This window comes from Enterobacter sp. BNK-14 (assembly GCF_047456095.1).
GTDB classification, from domain to species: Bacteria; Pseudomonadota; Gammaproteobacteria; order Enterobacterales; family Enterobacteriaceae; genus Enterobacter; species Enterobacter kobei.
In genome coordinates this window covers 659038-682307 of record NZ_CP179897.1, presented here as the reverse complement: position 1 = coordinate 682307, position 23270 = coordinate 659038, and the positions used below count along the sequence as shown (strand labels likewise).

The following is a 23270-nucleotide window of genomic DNA, read 5'->3' as shown; positions in this document are numbered from 1 at the left end:
TAATTTGAAAGGTTTAAGGTTGTTAGTGTGAAAGAGAGAATGCAAGTAACAAGGCGTCAGCATTATGTATTCAGGAAGTATTTAAAAGCTTGGGCTGACACTAAGACAAGTGACCCGCAACTATCTGTAATTGACAAAAAATCAAAAAGAACTTTTCGATCTGGGCTTATGGGAGTTGCACAGCAAAATTATTTCTATGAATTTAAATTGCTGACTGAGGTTGAGAAAATGATGGTTTTCATTCTCTCGACTACAAAATATAAAGCATTAAATGACTTTGACCCATATTCTGTACTTCGCGATGTGGAAGCTATCAACTTAAATGAAAGATTAGAAACCGCTAAATCAACAAGTCAGTATACTCCTCAGCATTTTACTGACGAACGTCGGCAGCTAGGTGAAACGAAGCAATCACGGTATGAAAACATTGGGCAAAAGTTCCTTGATCAACTCTTACGTGAAAATGTAGATTTTTATTGTATTGATAAAGATAGAAACGACTTTATTTTTTTCTTAATGATGCAGTATGTTCGAACAAAGGCGATGAGAGAAAGCCTTAACAGCACTTTTTCGAACATAAATGATGATTTGGAAAAATTGAAACGTTCAGTTGATTTTGTCAATAATTTAGCAATACAATATAATATACCTTTCGATAAGGCAAAGGCAGAGGAGGAGTTAGAGAATTTAAACGCTAACTTTAATTTTGATAATGTCACACCCTTCATAATATACAGTACGGTTGATGAACTCACTTACGCATTTGCCTATCTGCAAAAAATGAATTTAAATTTTATAAAAGCACACCCAGACATAAAGTTCATAACTGGAGATCAGCCAGTAATAAATATTCACTCACCATCTCGAAATTCTCAAGAGGAAATATATGATCTTGAGTTTTATTATCCAATATCACCCATGTTCGGCATTATTTTAAATTTCAAAAAACACGAGCCATGGCCGGAGGAAATAAGCAAGGAGCAAACTTTGGAGCTAAATAAAAAAATATTTGAGGCTGCACATCTTCAGATTTATGCAGGCGAAGAAAATGATTTTCGTTCAGGGGGGGTTATATAATGAAGGTCATTCATTAATAACCACTGATTTTTATTGAGACTAATATTGAAAGGCATACATATTGGTTATGCCTTATTTACCTCAAAAAATATAAGTTCCTTTAAATGTTATCATTTCAGCTAATTTATTTGACGGAACGGAATGTTAGTTCATTGCTTACACAGAATTCCAAAATAGTAAGCATTGCTTGCTAAATATGTCAATCCTACTTTTACCAATTCAAAGTATAAGCCCCGCTTGTGCGGGGCTATAGATATCGATGTGGTCAATATGTGGACGCTAGATAAAATAAATCCTTTTAATTCATCTTGTTGAAGCGATTTTAAAAGCTCCTGAGGGAGCCTTAGTTATATCAGAACACTTTCTTATACGGTCGCACCGTCACCTTCGCATACACGCCCGCCGCAACGTACGGGTCTGCGTCAGCCCAGGCCTGCGCCGCTTCCAGAGATTCAAACTCTGCAATAACCGTGGAGCCAGAAAAACCGGCTGCACCCGGGTCGTTGCTGTCGACAGCAGGCATTGGGCCAGCGGTCACCAAACGACCTTCATCCTGTAGCAGCTGTAAGCGTGCCAGGTGAGCAGGGCGGACAGACTGGCGTTTCTCAAGTGAATCAGCGACATCTTCAGAGTAAATCACGTAAAGCACGGTGAAGCTCCTTAAGCGTTTTAAAGTGTCAGTTACGTTATGTGAAAGGGCAACTGACTGCAATGTAAAGATAAAAACAATGTTAATACCCTGATCTGAATGCCCCTTTTTTGGCCACATTGACGCTTAAATTGCGCCAGAACAAAGTGTCTTATTGAATATGATTGCTATTTGCATTTAAAATCAGGGTTCGATTTTTTAACGTTGATGACTATGACTTCGATGACCCTTGATTTACCTCGCCGCTTTCCCTGGCCGACGCTGCTCTCCGTCGTGATTCACGGTGCTGTCGTGGCGGGTTTGCTCTATACCTCGGTTCATCAGGTTATTGAAATGCCCGCACCCGCGCAGCCGATTTCGGTGACCATGGTATCGCCTGCGGATCTCGAGCCGCCGCAGGTCGCACCGCCACCGCCACCGCCACAGCCGGTTGCTGAACCGGAGCCAGAGCCCGAGCCTGTTCCGGCGCCACCGAAGGAAGCCCCGGTGGTGATCCATAAACCTGAACCGAAGCCCAAACCTAAGCCGAAGCCAAAGCCGGTGAAGAAGGTCGAGGAGCGTCCGAAACGCGAAGAACGTCCGGTTGAGCCACGCGCGACCCAGACGGTTGAGAATGCCGCACCTTCACGTCCGGTAATGAACAACTCCGCACCGGCGCCAAAACCAACGGTTGCCGCGCCAGCGGGCCCGCGAGCACTGAGCCGAAACCAGCCTCAGTATCCGGCGCGAGCGCAGGCTTTACGTATTGAAGGCCGCGTGCGGGTGAAATTTGACGTTACCGCAGATGGCCGCGTTGATAACGTGCAAATCTTGTCCGCTCAGCCTTCTAATATGTTTGAACGCGAAGTGAAATCGGCGATGCGCAGATGGCGCTACGAAGCCGGTAAACCGGGTAGCGGACTGATCGTGAACATTGTCTTCCGCCTGAACGGCGGGGCGCAGATGGAATAAAAAAAGCCTCCGGATGGAGGCTTTTTTGTCAGATAATCAGGCCTGCGGAAGCTGACGAGGTTTACCCTCGCTATCCACTGCCACATAAATAAACAGTGCTTCAGTAGCTTTATAGCGCTGTCCAATCGGTTCTGAAGAGACCTTCTTCACCCAGACTTCAATGTTGATAGAGATGGAGGTATTGCCGCGTTTGACGCAGCGCGCGTAACAGCACACCACGTCACCTACCGCCACCGGGCGCAGGAAGGTCATCCCATCGACCCTCACGGTTACCACGCGTCCATGAGCTATCTCTTTTGCCAGAATTGCGCCGCCCATATCCATTTGCGACATCAGCCAGCCGCCAAAAATATCGCCATTGGCATTGGTGTCAGCGGGCATTGCCAGTGTGCGTAAAACCAGTTCGCCCTGAGGGGCGTTAGTTGTTGTCATTGTTTTAACTCGTAACGGAAGACTTCAGGCGGGATGCTACTATGATTTCACAGCGGAGAGAATAGACCAGAACGCCTGTCGAACACGTTCTGGTCAACCAGCAGTTAGTGCTTATCGTCCTGCGGCATATGGCGATAGATGTAAACGCCGCTGAGCAGGGTGAAAATCAGCGTCAGGGCGGTCAGGCCGAAGACCTTAAAGTTGACCCAAATGTTTTGCGGCAACCAGAAGGCAATGTAGATATTGGCAAGACCGCAAAGAATAAAGAACACCGCCCAGGCGATATTCAGTCGGGACCAGACCTGCTGCGGCAGCGTCAGCTCTTTACCCAGCATGCGCTGGATAAGCGGTTTTTTCATAACCCACTGGCTGATTAACAATGCGCCTGCAAACAGCGCGTATATCACCGTGACCTTCCACTTGATGAATTCATCATTGTGGAAGAACAGGGTCAGCCCGCCGAAAACAGCGACCAGCACGAACGTGACCAGCGCCATTTTTTCAACTTTACGGTAACGTACCCAGCTGTAGATCAGCACAACCGCGGTCGCGATAATCAGCGCAGTGGTCGCAGCATAGATGTCATACAGCTTATAAAACGCGAAAAAGACCACGAGCGGTAAAAAATCAAGAAACTGCTTCATTCTGTGATTCCATCTCTCTGTTGAGCCGGGAAGCGGGTCATGCTCCCGGCATCAGGATTACTGACGAATTAACATATACAGGCGGAACAGATAGACCAGCAGTACCGCTGAAATCAGGTTGCTCAGCGTATTCGCGACTACCGCGCCAACATTAGGTGTTAAAACCGCAAAATTTGGCGCAAACAGGAGCAGAAGCGTTTTCGCAAGCAGCCAGCCGATCACGGCAGGGGCCACCAGGCGCATATTCGCCCATGCGAGCCTGATGCTGCTGCGCATTGCGGTAAAAATCCCCATTTTGTCCTGCACGATCATGATCGGGGCAAAAGAGAGCACGATAGCCAGCAACACGCCCGGTACCACGACCAGCATAATCCCCATCTGCACCAGCAGGGTGGTTAAGAAGATCAGGATAAACAGCTTCGGCAAAACGGGAGCACTGGCGCCAATCGCGCGTAAGGCACTGACCCGATGGCCCGCTGACACCAGCTGAATCATCAGGAGAACGCCGCCCGCCAGAATCGCATTACCAATGAGACCAGAGAACGTCGATGCGGCTGAAGCCCGCAGCAGGATTTGCTGCTGCTCTGGCGTCATGTTTTGCACCAGTTCAAACAACCCGACGCTTCCTGCCAGATTGTCACCCTGGCTCAGGCTGGCAATCTGTTCATCACTCGGTGAGAAGGCATGGCCCAGCACCACAGTGATAAAGGCGCAAAGCAACGCGATCAGTAAAAAAGTTATGAACTGATTGCGGAAAAAGTTTCCCGTGTCACGGTAGACAGACTTCGCCGTGATAGACATGCACTCTCCTTGAGTATTGCAGGTGTTAATTAGCCGGCAATTGTACACCGGATGCACCTGCTGTGGCAGCATCAAGGCTTGTATGGAAAAGCATATCTTTGTAAAGCGGCGGTAATCCGACCCGTGCGCGGGCGCGATTACAGGCGTCGTTGACCTGCCCATCTTCCCCCGACATAGCAAATTCCCGGCAGGGGCTGGGGCGATCCTCATAGATGGAACACCGGGTTGAGACCCCGGGTTCACCCTGTAGCGCGACGCAGCGGGCTTGTTTTTGGTTCGTGCCGCGCATACAGCGCAGAAAAGGGGTCAACGGCTCAGTGAGATGAACCGGAACGGTACCGCCGCCATCGCTGGCCTCGGCCCAGTAGAAAGAGACTCGAAAATACGCACAACAGGCTCCGCACGTCATGCACGGGTTAACTTCACTCATGGCACACCTGCAAAAAAGAACGCATCAAATCAATTTGTGAGAGCGATAAATTAGCCAGCCGCCTGAGGAAGAGCAAGAGGGGGAAAAGAGAAAATTTTGTAACTGTGAAATGCCAAAAATTGACATGGAAACAACTTACTGCCTTTCAAAGCGCCACAAAAAATTAACCCAGATCAATGAATGTTAACTTACTGGTTTTAATGTGATCTGTGGCAGATCACTTATTACTCATTTGTGAGTATATTCTCACCCGCGATTAAAACCACAACGATGGAGCGGATATGAAAAAATTAGCGGTGGCAGCCCTTGTATTAAGCAGTCTCTCTGGCGGCGCGTACGCGCACGAAGCAGGTGAATTCTTTATTCGTGCCGGTTCGGCCACGGTTCGCCCAACTGAGGGCTCTGATAACGTGCTGGGTATGGGCGGTTTTAACGTCAGTAATAACACCCAGTTAGGCTTAACGTTCACTTATATGGCGACGGATAACATTGGTGTCGAGCTTCTGGCGGCAACGCCGTTCCGTCATCGCGTCGGTCTGGGGGCAACTGGTGATATTGCCACCGTACACCATTTACCGCCAACGCTGATGGCGCAATGGTACTTTGGCGATGCCAGCAGCAAGGTACGTCCGTATATTGGCGCCGGTGTAAACTACACCACCTTCTTCGATGAGAAATTTAACGATACCGGTAAAGAGGCCGGTCTGACTGACCTCAGCCTGAAAGATTCATGGGGTATGGCGGGACAGGTGGGGCTGGATTACCTGATTAACCGTGACTGGCTGATCAACGCCTCAGTCTGGTACATGGACATTGATACGGACGTACGCTTCAAGCATAACGGTGACCAGCAAAGCATCAACACGAGACTGGACCCGTGGGTGTTTATGTTCTCTGCGGGGTATCGTTTCTAATCCCCCGGTTAAACTGGCCACGCGGTGGCCAGTTTGCATCGCACTCTTAAAACGACGGATAAACCGGTCGTTCGTCCAGCTTAAGGCAGTGCCTGAGGCGCGTTTCCCCATCATATAAATAGCTGAATGCATCGCTGGACACCGAATGGAACAGAATATCACCGTTGGCAAACGGGATAATTTCCGTGTCACCCGCGCGCTTGTGCCCCGCCCCGGTTTCAAAATGATCTCGCCAGCGTTCCTGCGTATGGTCGTAAACGTGCAGAATAACCTCGACAAGTCCTCTTTCCGGACAGTTAAGGCGCAGGAAGGTGGAAGAGTAATTCATGGACAGCACGTGAAAGGGAATCAATAAGGCGAAAACCAGTAAAGCTCGTAAATACATCAAACTGCGAAAACCTCCTTCAAAATGGATGTGAGATTTTACTTAAGTCAGATGCGGCGGCTTTGCCCTCGATCAAGAGGTCTTATAATTCAATGCGATAAAGGCCTCTGACGAGGCCTGAACGTTCATTTTTGAATCAAATAGCGGATTGTTGGCCCGTCCTGCTGAATATCCAGCACCGTGTAGCCATGGTTTTTAGCATCCAGCGGAATGTTGTTAATGGATTGCGGGCAGTCGCTCACCACCTCCAGAATTTCCCCTTTTTTGAGCTGCGGTAGCGCTTCAAGGGTAGCCACTGCCGGATAAGGGCAAGGTTCGCCGATCATATCCAGTCGATAATCAGGCACGATCTCTTTCATGCAGCGTTCTCCTGCGTTTCAGGTTTAGCGGTGGTGCGACGGAAGAAGCGTTTCTCCTGCGCGACAACCAGTAAAAAAGCGACCAGCAGCAAGGCATAGGTTACCAGCAGGCCGCCGAGCGGACCGAAGGTGCTCAACAGATTGACCTTATCCCAGTTTGTTGCGAGTACAGGTGAGACATCATCCCAGTAGTACGCCAGAATGGTTGAACCAATGACATTACCAAGGCCGACCCACCAGTAATGCACCTGGCCTTCGACGGCGCGATACATCCAGCCGGTTTCACACCCGCCTGCCAGCACAATTCCGAAGCCAAACAGCAGGCCACCAATCACCGCGTTAGGACCGGCCCACATGATTTTCGGTTCAACACCGAGTTGTACATAGCTGAAAATGCCGATGGCACTCACCGCCATACCGGCAATGATCGCTTTTGCCATCATGGTTCGTCCGGTGATCCACATATCGCGAAACGCAGAGGTAAAGCAGATCTGCGCGCGTTCGATCAGCAGACCAAACCCTACGCCAAACAACATCGCCAGGCCGAGTTTCGGTTGATTCAGCGCTGTGCAGATTGCCCACGCGATCATGGCAAAAAAGACAAGCATACCGAGGCGAAAACGGCGTTTCGCCTGGTCCGGCTTCTGGGTCAGCGGCGACGCCGCGCTAACTTTGGTCATTTTTACCGGAATACGGAACAGCGGCAGCAGGGTGAATTTTGCACCGAAGTAAGAGCCAATTGCGGTGGCGACGGCAAAGAACCAGGCATGCAGTGAGAATTGCGGAATACCCGTGAAGAACGCGGCAAGGTTACAGCCCATCGCCAGGCGAGCACCAAATCCGGCAATAATCCCGCCGACGACCGCCTGCATAATGCGGATGCGGCTTTTGGGCATGCGCAACTTGACGTTATTTGCCCACAGCGCCGCTGCGAAACAGCCGCCGAACATCCCGATGATCATCATTCCGTCGATGCGGGTAAGCGGAGTACCGTCAAGGTGAATGAGTTTAAAGTAGCCCCACTCTTCGGCATGCACGCCAGCGAGTTGCAGAAGTTGACCACCCCAGCGGGTAAACTCGCCGGTCACGGCCCAGAAGGTACCGGTAATGCCGAAATAATAAGTAGAGAGAATGCCTGCCGCGATAACGGCCGGAACAGGTGACCAGAACTTAACTAAATAAGTCTGTTTGAAGTATTGCCATGACATGAGTAAGCCTCTGAACTCAGAAGGTGTATTTGGATTTAACGGGCCGGAATATATAACTTTTTGGCTTACTCTAAAACCTCTCCAAACCTACTCTCCGGGATAGCGTCTTTTTTTATGACCTCCGTCATTAAATCTTCCGGTTATTTCCTGGCAATCACACCCCCGGCTGCAAAATATTCATTCCTTTCGCGGAGCCTTACTCAGAATGCGAGAGCGGCAGACATCCAGAATTTCGTCAGCCAGCGCGGAATTATCCGGGCAGGCACGGGACAACACCAGAGCCCCGACAAGATGTGCAAAGGTGTTTATCAGGTCAGCACGTGAGACATTTTCGTCGCTTAACATTGCCAGCTGACGTTCAACCCCGGCTGCAAATGTCTCTTTGATGGACTCAGACTGGCGTGCGGTGTCCGTGCCCAGGGCAGACATCACGCAACCTCCGGCCATATCATCGCGATGCTGCCGGGAGAGGTAATATTCAATGAATTTGTCTCGATCTACACCCGCCAGGTTTTCCGCGGCATGCACAAACCCGCAATTCATGGCCTCTGACATCAGGTCGGCCTTCGAACCAAAGTGCTTATAAAACCCGCCGTGGGTTAAACCCGCAGCAGACATCAGCTCCGCCACGCCCACGCCGTCATAGCCGCGTTCACGAAAAAGTTCGGATGCCGTTTCAACTATGCGCATCCGGTTCTCCCGGACCTGCTCTTTTGACACTTTCATGCTGCCCACCCCCTATAAAACAAGGCTCAATTATACATTGATGATGACCATAATCAAACCAGTTGACTTTATAGATTATGATCATCATCATTAAATCCGTATCTCCGACAGCGCTTCGCAGAGAAAGGCACGCTCTGTCAGTCTGGCTGAGATCAGCAAAGAGAGCCGGATATCTCCCGGATTTACCTGCATCGAACGGTGCAGATTGTGTTTAACATTTGATAAAGAAGATCACACATGACGAAAACTTCAGTTCTCATTACAGGCGCATCGACGGGTATTGGTGCTGTTTATGCGGAAAGGTTTGCAAGCCGTGGACATGACCTGATTCTGGTTGCCCGGGATAAAACAAAATTAGACGCACTTGCCGAACGTCTGAGACAGGAGAAGGGCGTTTCTGTAGATGTCCTGCCTGCCGATCTCACTCAGGCAGCGGAGTTAGCGACGGTGGAAACGCGTCTTCGTGAAGACGAAAAAATAGGGGTGCTGATCAATAACGCCGGCATCGCACAGTCGGGCCATTTTATCGGCCAGACGTCCGAGGCAATTGAGCGTCTTATCGCCCTGAATGTCACCGCGCTGACGAGACTTGCCAGTGCCGCGGCACCAAGGTTTGTCAACGCCGGAGAAGGTGCGATCGTCAATATCAGTTCAGTCGTTGGGCTCGCCCCGGAATTTGGCATGTCGATTTACGGTGCAACCAAAGCCTTCGTGCTTTTCTTGTCGCAGGGATTGCATCTTGAGCTGTCCTCCGCAGGCGTTTACGTCCAGGCGGTACTTCCGGCCGGCACTTACACTGAAATCTGGGAACGTGCCGGTATTGATATCAGTAAGGCGCCCGAGATGATGGAAGTGGATCAGTTAGTTGACGCAGCCCTGGCGGGCTTTGACCGTCGCGAACTCGTCACCATCCCTCCTTTACAACACGCTGCCCACTGGGATGACCTGGAGAGGACGCGTCAGGCTCTGCTTGCGGACATCAACCAGGCTAACGTGGCAGAGCGCTACAAAGTGTAGTCACGGGGGATTCGGCATAGGACTGAGTATCGTTTTTTCACTCAGCAACAGCGTTGTTAAGAAACATGCCACAGGCAAACCCGGCAGAGTAAAAGACAAATGAATAAGAAGACGATGAAAGCGTTTACGTTTAAACGCTATGGTAAATCCCCGGGACTGGGGATCGATGACGTCGATTTTCCGTCCCCCGGTGATGATGAAATTCTGGTCAAAGTGTATGCAGTAGGTCTGAACCCAATCGATAACATGATCCCGACCGGCATGTTCAAACGCGTTCTGCATTTCAGTCTCCCCGCGACCTTGGGCAGTGATGTGTCCGGCGTTGTCGTTGCCACAGGACGTCGCGTGACGCGATTCAAGGCAGGCGACGAGATTTTCGCCAGTATTTTTGACAGGGGAACGGGGTCGCTGGCCGAATTTGTCCGGGTGCCAGAAAGCCTTGCGGCGTTAAAACCCGCCAGTCTGGATTTCGTACAGGCCGCGTCACTTCCTATGGTCAGTCTCACCTCCTGGCAAGCGCTGACAGAACGCGCGATGCTGCGAGCGGGGCAGAAAGTATTTATCCCTGCCGGATCCGGTGGAATCGGCAGTTTTGCTATTCAGCTGGCGAAACACTTTGGCGCAACGGTTGGGACGACCACCAGCGCAGCCAACATTGACTGGGTGAGCCGCCTTGGTGCAGATGACGTCGTTGACTATAGAAAGCAGGAATTCGAAAAAGTGCTGAGCGGCTACGATATTGTCCTCGGTACTATCAGAGGTGATGCGATTGAGAAATCCACGCAAATCCTTAAGCCGGGAGGGAAAATTATTTCCCTGATCGGGCCGTTAGATGCTGCTTTCGCGCGGGAACGACACCTAAATGTTTTCCTGCGTTTCGTATTAGGGCTGATGAGCCGCAAAATCATGCGGCTGTCAAAAAAGCGAGGTTTGACCTATTCGTTTCTCTTTGTTCGCCCTGATGGCAGCCAGCTCAGCCAAATCGGTGAACTCATGGACGCTGAACTCATCAAGCCCGTAATCGACAAGGTTTACCCCTTTGCCGAAACGAGCGACGCCTTCACCTATCTGGCTCGCGGGCATGCAAAGGGGAAAGTCGTCGTTAAAGTTCATGGGTAATAGCCACGAAGGCTTGAGCGCCGTTGCAGCGGCGGACCGCAGATAATGGTGATGCGCTGAGTGGAACCCTGCGCATTGCCCCCCTATGCTGCCGGACCTTGTTACTGAAGGCGTGGATATTTCGCTACGTTTTGGTGAGACGGGGGAAGGATGAACCCAATATACGTTGTACTCTGCGCGGGATTAAAACCTGGGCATTACGGATATGGCCACCCCTCAGGCGAGGGGTGGCTTTCGGGGCGGGAGAGTGATGTTTACTTCGCCGCTTCCTCGATAAGTGTGGCGACATCCTGGGGATGTGAAACCATCACGACATGGGATGCGCCTTTAATCACAACGGTGTGTTTTGATCCCGCGCGTTCAGCCATGAATCGCAAACCCTGGGCGGGGATATTCTTGTCGCCGTCACCGTAAATGAAGTAAGAGGGCAGTTTTTTCCAGGCTGGTGCACCCGATTTTTCAGTTAAAGCCGCTTCGGTAATCGGTCTTTGCCCTGCGGCCATCAGCGCCGCCTCTTCAGCTGAAACGTCATGCGCGAATTGCTGGTGGAACTTCACCCGATCGATGGAGAGATCGACGCTACCATCAGCCAGCTTCACGGGGGTGGCAAGCGCCTGACCAAGCGTGCCGCCAGGGAATTTCCCTGCCAGGTCGGCCGCGGCTTCACCCGCGTCCGGAGCAAATGCGGCGACATAAACCAGCGATTTGACATTGTTTGTATCACGGGCCGCGTTCGTAATAACCTGGCCACCATAGGAATGCCCGACAAGGACGACCGGCCCCTTAATGTTGTTCACCACAGAAGAGACGTAAGCCGCATCACCCGAAACACTGCGCAGCGGATTCGCGGCAGCAACGACATTGTATCCATCCTTTTGCAGGATCCGGGTAACGCCATTCCAGCTAGAAGAGTCGGCAAAGGCACCATGAACCAGGACAACGGTCGGCTTAGCGGTTTCGGCGATTGCGCTGGCAGACAGCAGAACGGCGGCAACGGCAAGGGAGGCAGCAAATTTGGACATGATCATTCCTCTTTTCAATACAGTTTAAAGGGTATGCGTAGGGGGGATTGTGGCCTGTCTGAAACAGGCCACCTGGTTAGCCGCGAATAAAGGCCAGTACGTCAGCGTTAAAGCGATCGGCCTCTGTCTCCGCCAGTCCATGTGAACCGCCGGCATATATCGTCAGCGTCGCATTCGCAACGATCTCAGCGGCGCGGTGTGCGGATGCCTTAATGGGGACAATCTGGTCATCGTCGCCATGAATAATCAGCGTAGGGCGATCAATCTGCTGCAGGTCGCGTGTGTAATCGACTTCAGAGAACTCATGGATGCAGTCATATTGCCCTTTAATGCCGCCCTGCAGGCCAATTCTGCGGAAGTTTTCCCGTAACCCGTCATTGGTGGGGACATGGTCACGGTTAAAGCCATAGAACGGAATTGTCAGGTCAAAGTAAAACTGTGAGCGGTTTTTGGCCGTGCCTTCGCGGATAGCATCAAACACCTCAATCGAAGTACCGTCTGGGTTGGCATCCGTCCGGAGCATAAGAGGAGGGACTGCGCCGACCAGAACGACTTTAGCCACGCGTGAGGTACCATGACGGCCGATATAATGTGCAACTTCGCCGCCCCCTGTGGAGTGACCCACTAAAATCAGATCCTTCAGATCCAGCGACTCAATCAGCTCAGCGAGATCGTCCGCATACTGATCCATATTGTTGCCGTGGAAAGTCTGGTCTGAACGCCCATGGCTGCGACGGTCATGCGCGATGACCCGGAAACCATTCTGGCTGAAAAACAGCATTTGCTGATCCCAGGCATCAGACGATAACGGCCATCCGTGAGCGAAGAGGATAGGCTGACCTGAACCCCAGTCTTTGTAAAAAATGCCTGTTCCGTCTTTGGTGATGAAAGTTGTCATTTTGTACTCCTGTTATGTGTTGTGTTATTTGTTTGTGTGCGATTTGTTTGTGTGTAAATGAATGTGGCAGCCCTTTTTGCCTTTGTCAATCGCTTGCAATTAAATCGTATGCAAATTATTTTAAGGGGACTGGAGGACATATGACTAAACACACTAATTCCGAGGATTCCCTGCCAGATGTGCACGGTATGCTCTGTTTTTCTCTTTACTCTGCGGGACATGCTTTTACTCAGCTCTATCGTCCCATGCTTGATAAGCTTGGCCTGACCTATCCCCAGTATCTGGTGATGGTTACCTTGTGGAATCAGGATGGGCGAACAGTGAAGGAACTGAGTGGAATTCTTTTTCTTGAGTCCAGCACGTTGACCCCTTTACTGAAGCGGCTGGAGACTGCGGGGTTGATCACCCGGACACGTAATCCGAAGGATGAGCGCGAAGTGCTTATCCACCTGACGGAGAAGGGGGAGGAGCTGAAAAGCGAGACCAGCACTATCACGCGCTGTATTGTGGATACCCTGGGGATGGACGCCGACATCATTGCTGACATCAAAGCATCAGTCGATAAGATCCGTGACAAGATCCACCGTGCGCAGAAACCGGACGCCAATGACCTGGCCTGATGGGGTCATTCGGGCAGAGACATACTGTCCATTCGTACGCTCTATGAAACACTGAATTTACTGGAGGGCTGTTTTTCGCATTGAGGAATCTCATTATGATGAGGGCTAATCATTCCCAGGGCATACCACATGCGCATTGACAATCTACAGTATTTTTTTGACCCACTTTGCGGCTGGTGTTATGCCAGCTCGCCCGCCCTGAATTATCTGGCACAGCATTACATCGAAAAACTCACGTTAATGCCCAGCGGTCTTTTTTGTGATGAGGGTGCCCGGCACATCACCGCCCAATGGGCAGAATATGCGTGGACAAACGATCGGCGTATCGCTTCGCTGACCGGTCAGCCATTCAGTGAGAGCTATCACCAGCTCCTGAGCTCAGGTGCGCGCTTTGATTCGACGTTTATGAACCGGGCACTTACGGCTTTTCATGAAATCAGCCCGGCGGCAGAGGCAGGGCTGCTTCGTGCACTGCAACATGCCCGCTATGTACTGGGGCGTGATACCGCGCAAAGTGATGTGGTGGAAGAGATCGGCATCGCCTGGGCTCGGGAAAATAACGTTGACCTCAACCCTAATGACTTTGCCGGCCGGCTTGATGCCGATAACGCGCTTCGCAGCCTGACGGACGACAGGATCGCTGACGTAAAGCGTCTTATGAATCAAAAAGGTTTCAGCGGGGTTCCGCTGCTGTTGGTTACGGTTGACAGCACTGAGCACATTATCAGCGGCCACGATCTCTACGGTGGAGCAAAAAGCATCGGCGAGGCGCTGGCAAAGCTTGCGTAGCCAAAACGAGGCTTCCGGTTTTACACACCGGAGCTTCGTTTAACACCTGTTCGAATGCCCGAATCATTTCTGGCGGGAGAGGGAACGGAAAGAGCAGTAGTACCCTGCAGATGCGATAAGGCAGAGCATATACCCGAATGATTCGCTACCTTCCTCCACGACATTCTTGACCACCCTGACGTAGCTTTGATCGAGTATCGCGTACCATAATTCGTGCATTCCAAACAGCCTGGAGAAAACCAGGACTGCCAGCAGACCACTGAGCATCATGCCGTACCACGGGGTACGGGTATAGTGGGTCAGTTGCGTAAGAGTAAGTCGGAAATGGATAACGGGATAAAGCAAAGCGCAAATGGCGGAAAGTAGTGCAAACCACACCCAACTTCCATGAGTCAGAAGATCAAAAAATGCATCCAGTTCGCGAATCAGCATGGAGAGGAAAAAGCCGCCGATCAGGATGTTGCAATAGCGCATGAATTCCCATTTCTTCGCCAGGAGGAAGTGAATAAATACGATGCTCACTAAAACCGATTCCTGCACAATTTCGGTCAGCGATATCTCCGGTATATCCAGATTAAATAAAGAGATATCCGCCCACAGACAAAGTACGGGCAAGGAGCAGGCTGCTGACGCGAAAAGAAAGAAGAAAAAGCTTTTGAGCACAGACATTAACACCACCACTTTCATTCAAAATACCTATGATAAGTGGCTTCGAACGAAAATCTATTTCACTTTGTGCGCTATAGGCATGAATTTTAAGCATATTGAGCTATTTAGTGAGGGTGCGTTACCTTTCCACATCAGACTTCAGCCTTGCACCAGAAATCCAGGTGGGAACTCGCCAGGGGGATGTTATCACAAGTGTTACTGACAACCTGAGCACCAGGGAGGCTTGCGAGATAGGGGATTATATAAAGAAAGCATTATTTATTACGTTTTTTTTATTAATACTTTTTGGGTAAAACACCTATACTAATAAGCTTGCCCTGCTCAATATTTATGTAACCACCTGACTTTAATGAGGAAAGGATTTTCATTACACCACTGCGTGACAGCGGTGTTTTGTTACGAATATATCTTTCAGCGGTTATGGATCCACGTACAGACTCATCTTCACTCATTAGTTCGTGCAGTTGAGAACAGATTATTTCATACGTTGTAGGGGCCGAGAGTTGCATGCCCACTGTATATAACTTTGCAGCAATAATAAGCATATGATTTGCCAGTGGGCGCCATAGATCTTCCTTTTCAATCAGACCGAGCGCTTCTTGTGCAGAAAGCATACCGATTTTGCATGTTGTCAGTGTTCTGATAAACATACCTTCATACATATTGGTAATGCTGCCTAACCCTAAAACTAACGGGGCCTTACCAATGGCAATGACAATGCTATCTTCCCGACATAATTCAACTTTTCCCTCTGCAATGATATAGCAAAAATTTGCGTTATTACTCGAAATGTATAATGTTCGCCGCGCAGGGTAACTTTTAACAGGTGTATGGGGTAAAAGTTTTTCAACCAACTCACCTGCGTAAAGGGAGGGTATTGAAAGTGGCGTAGAAGCATTGTCGCGAGTGCTCATTTCTTGATCCTGAATATAAAATGCTGAGTCGTAGATTACAAAGTCGAAGGGGAACAACGCAACACTATTTTTTTAAGGATAGCACAACAGATCGAAGTCTAGTATTTTTGCGGTAAATTATTTATTTTAATAAGAATTCCTCGGTTTAAGGTGATACAACCTGCTTCCTTCAGTTTCGAGAGAATACGCATGGTTCCGCTGCGGGAAAGATAGCTTCGATTAAGAATATAAGTTGCAGCTGTCGTATTTAGCCGCAACCTTTCTGGCTCCTGCATTAATTCAACCAGATGAAACCTTATGATTTCGTACGCAGATAGCTGCGAAATCATGGTGCAATGCTGATAAACCCTGCCTGCCGTGTAGAGGATGAAGTAGCACAAATCTTCCCACAAGTTTTCTCTTTCTATCAGGAGAATGAAACGTTCTGAGGGGATACGGCTCAATTTAACATCGCTGGTTGCCCTTCCGTAAAGATGTTCCTGGCGGGCTTTCATGTTACTTACGCCCATAATGAACGGCGCTTGTTCGGAATTAAGGACCATCCCATCTCCACGGCGATAAAGAGTGGTATGACCTTCATGAAGTAGATAGCAAACACGCTTGTTATTATAGCTGTAACGTAAAACCTCGCCTTTTGATACTGAAAAATCTTCTGCGTAGGGGGCCACGATATCGATTATACGTTGGATACGAGTAACTGGCTTCAACTCGGTCGTTGATGTAACCGGCGCGGGGGGCTCAATTGTAAACTTAGCCTTCATGGTAAACTCCATACATATAAATAAAGAAATACGTGTAAGAGATAATTATCAGGCTAATGATCTAAGAATTACACTGGTATGTAATCCATAAGTAGACTGGTTTTTTAACATACATTTCATATTTAAACGCATGGACTTTATTGTAGCGATGATTTTTAAGTTGAATTGAAATTAAAACTAATGCAAATGGTTGTTAATCATGGTTTTTCCTTTAATCAAAATAAATGTTTAAATGTTGTTAATGTTTGAGTCTATAGTTGGTCTCGATAAAGTTTGAAAAGGGTTTAAGAATTATCTAAATTTAGCCCCAGCAAGGCGGCCCCATTTTCTCACAGTGTTATGAACTATGTGGTTATCATTTTTCTGCACCAAGTTAGTATTGGCGATTAAATGATTTCAGCTGCCTGCACTTCAATTTGAAGTAAGGAAAAACTGTCGGGGTGCTCACGAGAATAATGATTTATTTCTCGTAGTGGCTTGCAGGTAAATAATTTTATTCTCAAGGAATTAGTAAATGAAAAAGTCTATTATCGCAGTTGCTTTTGCCACTGTTGCAACACTCTCTGCTGCAAATGCTTTTGCTGCCGCCGGCACTGTTAACTTCACTGGTGAAATTCTGGATGCAGCTTGTGATGTTTCTGTTGCTTCTCAGAACCAGACTGTTGCTCTGGGTTCTTACAACAAGTCTGAATTCACCGCTGCTGGTGATGTGACTGCTGCGAAGAAATTCACCATCGTACTGCAAAACTGCCCTGTAGCTGTTACTTCTGCACATGTGCGTTTTGATGGTACACCAGAAACGACCGACTCAACACTGCTGGCAATCGACAGTTCTGTCGCAGGTGCTGCAACAAACGTTGCAATCAATCTGATGACTGCAGATAAAGCTCAGCTGCCACTGCATGGTGATACCGCTTACCGTTACCCACTGGTAAGCACTGCCGACAACAACCTGGATTTCTACGCTCAGTATAAATCAACAGCAGCATCAGTAACCGCTGGTCCGGCAAACTCTGTAGCTAACTTCTCTGTAATCTACAACTAATTTCCTGCCGGGAATTAACTAAGGGTCCGGGGCAACCCGGTCCCTGTTTTTAGAGGTATAAAATGAATTTCCTTAGTAAATCTTTAATTGCCCTGACTATAATGAGTGCTGGTTTCACTGCAGCAAATGCAGGCGTTGTTATTGGAGGCACGCGTGTAATTTATGATGGCAATAAAAAAGAAGCAACCCTCAGCGTAAATAATCCTGACAATACGCCTTATCTTATTCAGTCCTGGATTGAGACATTGAACGGTGGCGCTGAGAAAGCTCCTTTTGTTATTACACCTCCGCTATATCGTCTCGATCACGGCCAACAAAACGTTGAACGCATTATCATGGCCGGTGCATTGCCTCAGGATAAAGAGAGCCTGTACTGGCTAAACATTAAATCTATTCCATCCGCGCCGCGTAAAGACAATACGCTACAAATTGCCATTAAAACTCGTATTAAGTTAATTTATCGACCCGCTGCATTAAAAGGTACTGCCCCCGAAGAAGTAGCGGATAAATTAACCTGGTCCGTTGCGGGTAATCAACTTCAGGTCACCAATCCAACAAATTATGTGATGAACTTTAACGAAGTTACCGTCAACGGTAAGAAACTTGATGATGTGACTTTTGTTATGCCTGGTTCAAGCGCTCGCTTTAATTTACCTCAGGGTGTTCACGGCGGTGCTATGACCTTTACCATTATTAATGATTATGGCGGCCCGGGTAAAAAACATAACGCAAACATTTAAAAATAACGACCGCAAAATTAATGGATTCACAGGTAACCGGTGATGATAAGTAGTAATGTTTGTTTAAAACCTGCCAGGCTGGCAATCTTGATCGCGGTCGCTTTAAATGGTTTCATTCCGTTTGCCAGCGCCCGCGACTATTTTAACCCTGAATTGCTGGAGCTTGATAACCCCACGGGCGGTAAAATCGATCTTACCGCTTATGAATCTGGTGCGCAGGCACCGGGGACCTATCACGTTGATATCGTGCTCGATGAACAGCTCGTTGATACCCGTGATATAGAATTTATAGCCGTAAAAGATAAAGATGGGGATGCTACGTTACAGCCCTGTATCAGCGCGGAGTTATTGAAAAGTTGGGGTGTGAAGACGGAACTCTTCCCCGATCTTTCACCAGATTCAAAATGCGCCAATTTGGCAGCCATCCCACAGGCTTCCACTGATTTTCAATTCAGTACTCAGAGACTACTTGTCAGTATTCCGCAGGCGGCTTTGATACCGCAGGCGAGAGGCTATGTTTCTCCCGATAAATGGGACGAAGGGATAACGGCCATGTTGCTTAACTACAGTCTGAGCGGTGCCAGTAATCGGGGGCGTGGCAGTAACAGTTCAAATGACAATACTCAATATGCCAACCTACGTCCGGGTATTAATATTGGACCATGGCGCCTGCGCAACTATACAACCTGGAACCGTGACAGCAACGGTCAGGATAAATGGGATACCGTTTATACCTATGCTCAACGCGATATTATTTCGTTAAAAGCACAGCTCACTGCGGGTGATAGCTCCGCGCCTGCTGATGTTTTTGACAGTATCCCGTTCCGGGGGGCTCAACTTGCGTCAGATGACGATATGTTGCCCGATTCATTAAAAGGATATGCACCGGTGGTACGTGGCATAGCCCGTACTAATGCGCAGGTGGTCATTCGACAGAATGGTTATGTTATTTATCAGAGTTATGTCGCACCGGGTGCCTTCGAAATTACGGATATGTACTCAACTGGCGGAGCGGGTGATCTTTATGTCACCGTTAAAGAAGCTGATGGTAGCGAGCAGCATTTCACCGTACCTTTTGCGTCACTGCCAGTGCTCCAGCGTGAAGGCCGTTTGAAATATGCTATTACCGGTGGTCAGTACCGTTCCTATGACAACAGCGTAGAAAAGACACCCTTTTCACAGATGACAGCCATCTATGGTTTGCCAAAAGGCTTCACCCTGTATGGCGGTCTCCAGGAATCGAGCAAGTATCAGTCTCTCGCAACTGGACTTGGCAAAAATATGGGCGACCTGGGCGCGGTGTCTGTAGACGTGACCCAGGCCTGGTCAAAACCGCAGGATGAAGCAAAAACCAGCGGTCAGTCCTGGCGAGGGCGCTTCAGTAAGAACTTCGCTGAGACCGGGACTAACTTTGCTATTGCCGGCTATCGCTATTCGACCAGCGGTTATTATGGGATGCAGGAAGTGCTGGATTCGTATAGCAACAATTACGCACTGATTGACCGCCGCCGTAACCGTATGGAGTTGACGATGAACCAGACACTCGGTGCTGACTTCGGCTCACTGACGCTGGGGGCGGTGCGTGAGGATTACTGGACGTCAGGCAAAACGATGCAATCCATCAGTGCAGGCTATAACAACTCCTGGAATGGTGTTAACTACGGTATCACTTACACCTACAGCAAAAATGGCGCAGCGGATGGCTACAGCGAGCAAACGCGATACGATAAAGATCAGCAGATTGCACTAAACATCAGTATTCCGTTAGAGAAGTTCCTCCCGGGGACATGGGCAAACTACGGCATGAACGCCAGTAAGATGAGTGGCACAACGCATACCGTGGGTCTCAACGGTGTGGCGCTGGAGAACAACGCGCTTAACTGGAGCGTTCAGCAAGGTTATGGCACGGATAATGTCGGCTATAGCGGCACAATGAATGCCGATTATAAAGGGACATATGGTGAAGTCACCGCGGGTTACGGTTATGACCGTAATAGCGATCGCCTCAACTACGGCTTACAGGGCGGTATTCTGGCTCATGCTGATGGGGTGACGCTCTCCCAGCCGCTGGGAGAAACTAACGTACTGATTAAAGCTCCGGGCGCCAAAGGCGTAGGCGTTCAGAACCAAAGCGGGGCGAAAACGGACTGGCGAGGTTATACCGCTGTCAGTAACGTCACTCCTTTCCGCAAAAATGACGTGACGCTATCTCCTGATTCTATGCCAGATGACGTCGAACTGGACCTGACAACCAAAACCGTTATTCCAACCCGAGGCGCAATTGTTCGGGCCGACTATGTGGCGAGTGTGGGAATGCGCGCATTATTAACTCTGAAACAGACAAACGGGGAACCCGTACCTTTCGGTGCCATCGTGAGCTCTGCAGGAAACAGTGAACAGGGTGCAATAGTCGGGGATCAGGGACAGGTTTATTTAACGGGTTTACAAGGTAGCGCAGACCTGAGCGTGAAATGGGGCGATGAAACATCACAGCAATGCCGGGCGAGAGTCAATATTCCTGAGACTGCGCCAAAAAATGGGATTGCGTCCCTTAATGCGATCTGTAGATAAATTTAACGCACAATAAAATTTTATACTGGATTAATTATCAGTATGAATTTACATCTCAGTAATGGTATGAATATGAAATTATCATTCAGAATATTATTTATATTTCTGACGCTCGCGTCGGGTTATAGCTATGCGGGTTGTAGCAATTTAATTTCTTCTGCAACCCTTAACTTTGGCAATGTGATTGTTCAGCGGGATGCGCCTTCTAACTCGGCGGTCAGTGGCCTAATTTATGGAGTTCAACAGGATGTTGCGACATGTGTCGACCCTGGCGGAACAGGCGTTGCGAATGGAATTGTTTCTGTTTTAAATACTGCAGGGTCCTATAATGGTAATGCGGTCTTTAACACGTCACTAAACGGTATTGGTATCTCCATGGGGCTCCTCGGTGGATTTTACGCCGGTCAGTATGATAAGCCTATGCTTGCGGGTACCACTTTCACAAGCGAAGGGTGGTCATCGGGACCTCCAACCCGTACCTGGACCTATCAGCCCTATATACAATTTGTAAAAACGGCCGCATTAGCGACCTCAGGTTATATTAATCAACAAATAGCTTACTATCGCCCTGAATATGGCTCTACTAATTTTATGGCGGGTGTCAATTCTGGAGTTATACCCCTATATATATCAGGCACTGTAACGGTAGTGGCATGTTCTATAAGCACGCCAAATTTAACGTTTCCTATTGGAGATGTACCTGTTTCTTCTTTTGGAAGCACAGTCGGAACTACCCCAGCGGTTGCTCAGAACACACAGAATCTGGGATTAAATTGTGATGTAGGTGCAAATATTAACGTCAGCCTTTCAGGTACCCAGAATCCCGATATAAGCGATAGCAGCGTTTTGGCTCTAACCGGACAGGGGGGGGCAGGGGTGGCAAAAGGTGTGGGTGTGCAAATTGTCTATAACGGTGCGCCACTGATGCTGAATAACCGAATTGTTCTCAAGACATCCTCGGGTGGACAGGAAACGTTCCCGCTGACGGCGCGTTATTACCAGACAAGAACAACAGTATCAACAGGTACGGCTAATGCATCAGCAACCCTGAATTTAACGTATCAATAAGAAAGAAGAGCGACTCATGAAAAAACATTATTTAAAAACCCTGGCGATTGGTTGTTTCTCTTTAAGCATGCTGGCGCATGCCGCTGATCCCGTCACACTGAATATTACGGGAAATATTATTGCCTCCCCTTGCCAAATCAGCAGCGATAGCGTCACAAAGGCGATAGATTTAGGGCAAAATATCCAGGCGTCATCGCTACAGGCTGCGGGCGCGTCCAGTACCTGGGTACCCTTTACGATTAACCTTACCTCCTGCCCGGCAGGGACCACTAAAGCAATAATGACCATGCACGGAGCGGCGGATCCTGCACGGCCGGCAGATCTGTATCTTAGTACTGGCACAGCAACCAACGTTTCAGTCCAACTGCAAATGCAAAGTGGGGAACCAATGGGTGACGGCAAGTCCTATGCGGGGAATATTTCCAGCAATGCATATTCTTATAATATGCAGGCACGCGCTTATTCCGTGAGCGGCGGGGCTACACCTGGCACTATTAGTTCAGTCGTGACGGCAACGTTTGTCTATCAATAGTTATCAGTTCTTCCTGTCTGGTAGCCAAGTTTAGTCGCACCATATCAACACTTCATAACCGCATGAGAAGCTTGTAAAGGGGCGCGTCACGATCTTTTAGCGCTTCTTATGCGATATGGGGTTTAAATACAATGGGTGATCTATTTTTTATTCCTATTATTACGGGACGATTTTCCTAAAATTAATGATTGTGCTTGTTTTAATCACAAGTGTGATCTGGTGTTTTATTCCAGAATAAGACGTGGCATGCTGATGTAAGGTTTTTTATGATTAGTGCTCTTCGCTTTCAGCCAATTTTTTCCGTTAGGCAGCTAAACATTTTAGGCTATGAGGTCTTAAGCCAGCTCAAAAGCTCAGTGGACAACGAGATTTATTTCAGTGCGCTGGATATTCCAGCGCACATTACTCTTCTGGAAAAACAACTTACCATTTTGAATCAACTTGATGATAATGAAAAATATTATATAAACCTGCCTGTTTCAATGCTGTGCAACGTAACGGCAATTCATTTTATATTAAGTTCTTTAAATAAAAACATCATCATTGAACTTCAGGATCCTGCTAATCTTGATAAGCTTAATGGTTTTGAACGCATGGCGTTGATGAGCAATCTTCATCTTATTCATTCGAATGGATTTGAAGTATGGATTGACGATCTCACACCAGCACTATTACGGGTGCTATCATCTTTTATTTTTGCATTTGATGGGGTTAAAGTGGATAAAAATTTTTTCTGGCAGCAGTTAGAAAATCCGAGCTTATTGCGTTCCTTTGTTTACTGTTCTAGTCTGTTAACTAACAATATCCTTATTGAAGGAATAGAAACTATCGAGCACTACAATATAGCCATTGAGTGTGGCGCAACGCATTTACAGGGTTATTTGTGGCCAGAGCATCACTATACCTTACCATTGGTAGTGGGATGATTT

General features: G+C 48.5%; 27 protein-coding genes. 13 read left to right on the top strand and 14 right to left on the bottom strand.

The features are described from left to right. Positions 1-27: 27 nt before the first annotated feature. The gene (locus ACMGGM_RS03255) at positions 28-1077 is read left to right on the top strand and encodes a DUF4238 domain-containing protein (protein ID WP_414149094.1); all 1050 of its coding nucleotides are present in this window, start codon (positions 28-30) and stop codon (positions 1075-1077) included. A gap of 352 nt (positions 1078-1429) precedes the next feature. Here the strand turns inward: ACMGGM_RS03255 and ACMGGM_RS03250 are convergent, their stop codons facing one another. After that, on the bottom strand, positions 1430-1726 hold the full coding sequence (locus ACMGGM_RS03250; protein ID WP_045281228.1) for a YciI family protein: 297 nt from the start codon (positions 1724-1726) through the stop codon (positions 1430-1432). Positions 1727-1948: 222 nt separating this feature from the next. Here ACMGGM_RS03250 and tonB point away from each other — a divergent pair, with 222 nt between their 5' ends. After that, a complete protein-coding gene (tonB, locus tag ACMGGM_RS03245) occupies positions 1949-2677 on the top strand; it encodes a TonB system transport protein TonB (RefSeq protein WP_014884119.1) in 729 nt (242 codons plus the stop codon). 36 nt (positions 2678-2713) lie between these two features. Here the strand turns inward: tonB and yciA are convergent, their stop codons facing one another. From yciA to ACMGGM_RS03225, 4 genes are all read right to left on the bottom strand, one after another. Next, positions 2714-3109: an acyl-CoA thioester hydrolase YciA gene (gene yciA, locus ACMGGM_RS03240; protein ID WP_008502796.1), complete on the bottom strand. Its 396-nt coding sequence runs from the start codon at positions 3107-3109 to the stop codon at positions 2714-2716. A gap of 104 nt (positions 3110-3213) precedes the next feature. Then, positions 3214-3753: a septation protein A gene (locus ACMGGM_RS03235; RefSeq protein WP_014884118.1), complete on the bottom strand. Its 540-nt coding sequence runs from the start codon at positions 3751-3753 to the stop codon at positions 3214-3216. A 57-nt stretch (positions 3754-3810) separates the two neighbouring features. Next, a complete protein-coding gene (locus ACMGGM_RS03230; protein WP_014884117.1) occupies positions 3811-4554 on the bottom strand; it encodes a YciC family protein in 744 nt (247 codons plus the stop codon). Between the two features lie 25 nt (positions 4555-4579). Beyond that, positions 4580-4984 (bottom strand): YkgJ family cysteine cluster protein, encoded by a 405-nt coding sequence (locus tag ACMGGM_RS03225; RefSeq protein ID WP_014884116.1) that lies wholly within the window; start codon positions 4982-4984, stop codon positions 4580-4582. A gap of 281 nt (positions 4985-5265) precedes the next feature. Between ACMGGM_RS03225 and ompW the strand changes: the two genes are divergently transcribed. Beyond that, on the top strand, positions 5266-5898 hold the full coding sequence (gene ompW / locus ACMGGM_RS03220) for an outer membrane protein OmpW (RefSeq protein ID WP_063943222.1): 633 nt from the start codon (positions 5266-5268) through the stop codon (positions 5896-5898). Positions 5899-5944: 46 nt separating this feature from the next. Here ompW and ACMGGM_RS03215 read toward each other — a convergent pair whose 3' ends face one another. The 4 genes from ACMGGM_RS03215 to ACMGGM_RS03200 form a co-directional block, all read right to left on the bottom strand. Next, a complete protein-coding gene (locus tag ACMGGM_RS03215) occupies positions 5945-6226 on the bottom strand; it encodes a hypothetical protein (protein ID WP_233099039.1) in 282 nt (93 codons plus the stop codon). A 182-nt stretch (positions 6227-6408) separates the two neighbouring features. Then, a complete protein-coding gene (gene yedF / locus ACMGGM_RS03210) occupies positions 6409-6642 on the bottom strand; it encodes a sulfurtransferase-like selenium metabolism protein YedF (RefSeq protein ID WP_014884113.1) in 234 nt (77 codons plus the stop codon). Continuing rightward, complete coding sequence (yedE, locus tag ACMGGM_RS03205) at positions 6639-7850, bottom strand: selenium metabolism membrane protein YedE/FdhT (RefSeq protein WP_023338394.1); 1212 nt, start codon at positions 7848-7850, stop codon at positions 6639-6641. Before yedE ends, yedF begins: the two co-directional genes overlap by 4 nt. A 177-nt stretch (positions 7851-8027) precedes the next feature. Next, entirely contained in the window at positions 8028-8576 is a 549-nt protein-coding gene (locus ACMGGM_RS03200) for a TetR/AcrR family transcriptional regulator (RefSeq protein ID WP_023330563.1), read from the bottom strand. A gap of 237 nt (positions 8577-8813) precedes the next feature. Between ACMGGM_RS03200 and ACMGGM_RS03195 the strand changes: the two genes are divergently transcribed. Both ACMGGM_RS03195 and ACMGGM_RS03190 read left to right on the top strand, forming a co-directional pair. Next, entirely contained in the window at positions 8814-9593 is a 780-nt protein-coding gene (locus ACMGGM_RS03195) for an SDR family NAD(P)-dependent oxidoreductase (RefSeq protein WP_023330562.1), read from the top strand. A 99-nt stretch (positions 9594-9692) separates the two neighbouring features. Then, on the top strand, positions 9693-10712 hold the full coding sequence (locus ACMGGM_RS03190) for an NADP-dependent oxidoreductase (protein ID WP_045269029.1): 1020 nt from the start codon (positions 9693-9695) through the stop codon (positions 10710-10712). A 254-nt stretch (positions 10713-10966) separates the two neighbouring features. Here the strand turns inward: ACMGGM_RS03190 and ACMGGM_RS03185 are convergent, their stop codons facing one another. Next, positions 10967-11734, bottom strand: a complete 768-nt coding sequence (locus ACMGGM_RS03185; RefSeq protein WP_414149093.1) for an alpha/beta fold hydrolase — start codon at positions 11732-11734, stop codon at positions 10967-10969. A gap of 76 nt (positions 11735-11810) precedes the next feature. Beyond that, positions 11811-12632, bottom strand: a complete 822-nt coding sequence (locus tag ACMGGM_RS03180) for an alpha/beta fold hydrolase (protein WP_014884108.1) — start codon at positions 12630-12632, stop codon at positions 11811-11813. A gap of 140 nt (positions 12633-12772) precedes the next feature. Here ACMGGM_RS03180 and ACMGGM_RS03175 point away from each other — a divergent pair, with 140 nt between their 5' ends. Further along, the gene (locus tag ACMGGM_RS03175; protein ID WP_063943217.1) at positions 12773-13252 is read left to right on the top strand and encodes a MarR family winged helix-turn-helix transcriptional regulator; all 480 of its coding nucleotides are present in this window, start codon (positions 12773-12775) and stop codon (positions 13250-13252) included. 129 nt (positions 13253-13381) lie between these two features. Then, positions 13382-14041 carry a DsbA family protein gene (locus ACMGGM_RS03170; RefSeq protein ID WP_063943216.1) on the top strand — a complete coding sequence of 220 codons (660 nt, stop codon included), beginning with the start codon at positions 13382-13384 and terminating at the stop codon, positions 14039-14041. A gap of 63 nt (positions 14042-14104) precedes the next feature. On the opposite strand, the gene ACMGGM_RS03165 is transcribed toward ACMGGM_RS03170, so the two are convergent. From ACMGGM_RS03165 to ACMGGM_RS03155, 3 genes are all read right to left on the bottom strand, one after another. Further along, on the bottom strand, positions 14105-14710 hold the full coding sequence (locus ACMGGM_RS03165; protein ID WP_063943214.1) for a hypothetical protein: 606 nt from the start codon (positions 14708-14710) through the stop codon (positions 14105-14107). A gap of 275 nt (positions 14711-14985) precedes the next feature. Next, positions 14986-15624 (bottom strand): helix-turn-helix domain-containing protein, encoded by a 639-nt coding sequence (locus ACMGGM_RS03160; RefSeq protein WP_045269033.1) that lies wholly within the window; start codon positions 15622-15624, stop codon positions 14986-14988. Positions 15625-15722: 98 nt separating this feature from the next. Next, positions 15723-16385, bottom strand: a complete 663-nt coding sequence (locus tag ACMGGM_RS03155; protein ID WP_045270029.1) for a helix-turn-helix domain-containing protein — start codon at positions 16383-16385, stop codon at positions 15723-15725. Between the two features lie 514 nt (positions 16386-16899). Here ACMGGM_RS03155 and ACMGGM_RS03150 point away from each other — a divergent pair. The 6 genes from ACMGGM_RS03150 to ACMGGM_RS03125 all read left to right on the top strand — a co-directional run bounded on the left by ACMGGM_RS03150 (position 16900) and on the right by ACMGGM_RS03125 (position 23267). After that, positions 16900-17430 (top strand): fimbrial protein, encoded by a 531-nt coding sequence (locus tag ACMGGM_RS03150; protein ID WP_045135465.1) that lies wholly within the window; start codon positions 16900-16902, stop codon positions 17428-17430. Between the two features lie 62 nt (positions 17431-17492). Further along, complete coding sequence (locus ACMGGM_RS03145; protein WP_045135464.1) at positions 17493-18170, top strand: molecular chaperone; 678 nt, start codon at positions 17493-17495, stop codon at positions 18168-18170. Positions 18171-18212: 42 nt separating this feature from the next. Next, complete coding sequence (locus ACMGGM_RS03140) at positions 18213-20741, top strand: fimbria/pilus outer membrane usher protein (protein WP_045135463.1); 2529 nt, start codon at positions 18213-18215, stop codon at positions 20739-20741. Between the two features lie 42 nt (positions 20742-20783). After that, positions 20784-21809 carry a fimbrial protein gene (locus ACMGGM_RS03135; protein WP_127341544.1) on the top strand — a complete coding sequence of 342 codons (1026 nt, stop codon included), beginning with the start codon at positions 20784-20786 and terminating at the stop codon, positions 21807-21809. Positions 21810-21825: 16 nt separating this feature from the next. Beyond that, positions 21826-22341, top strand: coding sequence for a fimbrial protein (locus ACMGGM_RS03130; protein WP_080470437.1), 516 nt, complete (start codon positions 21826-21828; stop codon positions 22339-22341). 266 nt (positions 22342-22607) lie between these two features. After that, a complete protein-coding gene (locus ACMGGM_RS03125) occupies positions 22608-23267 on the top strand; it encodes an EAL domain-containing protein (RefSeq protein WP_063943212.1) in 660 nt (219 codons plus the stop codon). The last annotated feature ends 3 nt before the right edge of the window (positions 23268-23270 follow it).

Bases quoted from the DNA above. Each gene is read 5' to 3' on its own strand.
- tonB (WP_014884119.1), top strand. From the start codon at position 1,949: ATGACCCTTGATTTACCTCGCCGCTTTCCCTGGCCGACGCTGCTCTCC.
- yciA (WP_008502796.1), bottom strand. From the start codon at position 3,109: ATGACAACAACTAACGCCCCTCAGGGCGAACTGGTTTTACGCACACTG.
- ACMGGM_RS03235 (WP_014884118.1), bottom strand. From the start codon at position 3,753: ATGAAGCAGTTTCTTGATTTTTTACCGCTCGTGGTCTTTTTCGCGTTT.
- ACMGGM_RS03230 (WP_014884117.1), bottom strand. From the start codon at position 4,554: ATGTCTATCACGGCGAAGTCTGTCTACCGTGACACGGGAAACTTTTTC.
- ACMGGM_RS03225 (WP_014884116.1), bottom strand. From the start codon at position 4,984: ATGAGTGAAGTTAACCCGTGCATGACGTGCGGAGCCTGTTGTGCGTAT.
- ompW (WP_063943222.1), top strand. From the start codon at position 5,266: ATGAAAAAATTAGCGGTGGCAGCCCTTGTATTAAGCAGTCTCTCTGGC.
- ACMGGM_RS03215 (WP_233099039.1), bottom strand. From the start codon at position 6,226: ATGAATTACTCTTCCACCTTCCTGCGCCTTAACTGTCCGGAAAGAGGA.
- yedF (WP_014884113.1), bottom strand. From the start codon at position 6,642: ATGAAAGAGATCGTGCCTGATTATCGACTGGATATGATCGGCGAACCT.
- yedE (WP_023338394.1), bottom strand. From the start codon at position 7,850: ATGTCATGGCAATACTTCAAACAGACTTATTTAGTTAAGTTCTGGTCA.
- ACMGGM_RS03200 (WP_023330563.1), bottom strand. From the start codon at position 8,576: ATGAAAGTGTCAAAAGAGCAGGTCCGGGAGAACCGGATGCGCATAGTT.
- ACMGGM_RS03195 (WP_023330562.1), top strand. From the start codon at position 8,814: ATGACGAAAACTTCAGTTCTCATTACAGGCGCATCGACGGGTATTGGT.
- ACMGGM_RS03190 (WP_045269029.1), top strand. From the start codon at position 9,693: ATGAATAAGAAGACGATGAAAGCGTTTACGTTTAAACGCTATGGTAAA.
- ACMGGM_RS03185 (WP_414149093.1), bottom strand. From the start codon at position 11,734: ATGTCCAAATTTGCTGCCTCCCTTGCCGTTGCCGCCGTTCTGCTGTCT.
- ACMGGM_RS03180 (WP_014884108.1), bottom strand. From the start codon at position 12,632: ATGACAACTTTCATCACCAAAGACGGAACAGGCATTTTTTACAAAGAC.
- ACMGGM_RS03175 (WP_063943217.1), top strand. From the start codon at position 12,773: ATGACTAAACACACTAATTCCGAGGATTCCCTGCCAGATGTGCACGGT.
- ACMGGM_RS03170 (WP_063943216.1), top strand. From the start codon at position 13,382: ATGCGCATTGACAATCTACAGTATTTTTTTGACCCACTTTGCGGCTGG.
- ACMGGM_RS03165 (WP_063943214.1), bottom strand. From the start codon at position 14,710: ATGTCTGTGCTCAAAAGCTTTTTCTTCTTTCTTTTCGCGTCAGCAGCC.
- ACMGGM_RS03160 (WP_045269033.1), bottom strand. From the start codon at position 15,624: ATGAGCACTCGCGACAATGCTTCTACGCCACTTTCAATACCCTCCCTT.
- ACMGGM_RS03155 (WP_045270029.1), bottom strand. From the start codon at position 16,385: ATGAAGGCTAAGTTTACAATTGAGCCCCCCGCGCCGGTTACATCAACG.
- ACMGGM_RS03150 (WP_045135465.1), top strand. From the start codon at position 16,900: ATGAAAAAGTCTATTATCGCAGTTGCTTTTGCCACTGTTGCAACACTC.
- ACMGGM_RS03145 (WP_045135464.1), top strand. From the start codon at position 17,493: ATGAATTTCCTTAGTAAATCTTTAATTGCCCTGACTATAATGAGTGCT.
- ACMGGM_RS03140 (WP_045135463.1), top strand. From the start codon at position 18,213: ATGATAAGTAGTAATGTTTGTTTAAAACCTGCCAGGCTGGCAATCTTG.
- ACMGGM_RS03135 (WP_127341544.1), top strand. From the start codon at position 20,784: ATGAATTTACATCTCAGTAATGGTATGAATATGAAATTATCATTCAGA.
- ACMGGM_RS03130 (WP_080470437.1), top strand. From the start codon at position 21,826: ATGAAAAAACATTATTTAAAAACCCTGGCGATTGGTTGTTTCTCTTTA.
- ACMGGM_RS03125 (WP_063943212.1), top strand. From the start codon at position 22,608: ATGATTAGTGCTCTTCGCTTTCAGCCAATTTTTTCCGTTAGGCAGCTA.